Raw genomic sequence first — 1,379 nt, 5'->3', positions numbered from 1 at the left:
CTTCAACGCCCTTAGAACGCTCTCCTACCACTGACATCTAAGATGTCAATCCACAGCTTCGGTGATACGTTTAGCCCCGGTACATTTTCGGCGCAGAGTCACTCGACCAGTGAGCTATTACGCACTCTTTAAATGGTGGCTGCTTCTAAGCCAACATCCTGGTTGTCTAAGCAACTCCACATCCTTTTCCACTTAACGTATACTTTGGGACCTTAGCTGGTGGTCTGGGCTGTTTCCCTTTTGACTACGGATCTTATCACTCGCAGTCTGACTCCCACGGATAAGTCTTTGGCATTCGGAGTTTGTCTGAATTCGGTAACCCGATGAGGGCCCCTAGTCCAAACAGTGCTCTACCTCCAAGACTCTTACTACGTGAGGCTAGCCCTAAAGCTATTTCGGAGAGAACCAGCTATCTCCAAGTTCGATTGGAATTTCTCCGCTACCCACACCTCATCCCCGCACTTTTCAACGTGCGTGGGTTCGGGCCTCCAGTTGGTGTTACCCAACCTTCACCCTGGACATGGGTAGATCACCTGGTTTCGGGTCTACGACCACATACTCATTCGCCCTATTCAGACTCGCTTTCGCTGCGGCTCCGTCTTCTCAACTTAACCTTGCATGTAATCGTAACTCGCCGGTTCATTCTACAAAAGGCACGCCATCACCCATGAACGGGCTCTGACTACTTGTAGGCACACGGTTTCAGGATCTATTTCACTCCCCTTCCGGGGTGCTTTTCACCTTTCCCTCACGGTACTGGTTCACTATCGGTCACTAGGGAGTATTTAGCCTTGGGAGATGGTCCTCCCAGCTTCCGACGGGATTTCTCGTGTCCCGCCGTACTCAGGATCCACTCAGGAGGGAACGAAGTTTCAACTACAGGGTTTTTACCTTCTCTGACGGGCCTTTCCAGACCACTTCATCTACCCCGTTCCTTTGTAACTCCATGTTGAGTGTCCTACAACCCCAAGAGGCAAGCCTCTTGGTTTGGGCTATGTCCCGTTTCGCTCGCCGCTACTCAGGGAATCGCGTTTGCTTTCTCTTCCTCCGGGTACTTAGATGTTTCAGTTCCCCGGGTCTGCCTTCAATACCCTATGTATTCAGGTAAAGATACTGTTCCATTACGAACAGTGGGTTTCCCCATTCGGAAATCTCCGGATCAAAGCTTACTTACAGCTCCCCGAAGCATATCGGTGTTAGTCCCGTCCTTCATCGGCTCCTAGTGCCAAGGCATCCACCGTGCGCCCTTTCTAACTTAACCGTTTGACAATAAATTGTCGTGGTTGATTCTCTATTAAATAGAGAGAAAAACTAAAATGGCGATCACTCGGTTTTTCTTGGTTCTTCTTACTTACGATTATCTAGTTTTCAAGGAACAA

The 1,379-nt window shown here is 49.5% G+C and carries 1 rRNA gene; it reads right to left on the bottom strand.

The window, feature by feature from the left end:
- A 23S ribosomal RNA gene (locus M3204_RS23420) occupies nucleotides 1–1,261 on the bottom strand; the annotation flags it as partial.
- Between the last annotated feature and the right edge of the window lie 118 nt (nucleotides 1,262–1,379).

Origin of the sequence: Mesobacillus subterraneus (assembly GCF_023715485.1) — a bacterium.
GTDB lineage: Bacteria > Bacillota > Bacilli > Bacillales > Cytobacillaceae > Mesobacillus > Mesobacillus subterraneus_B.
Note: the sequence above shows the minus strand (reverse complement) of the source record. Positions and strands in the feature narration are given on the sequence as shown.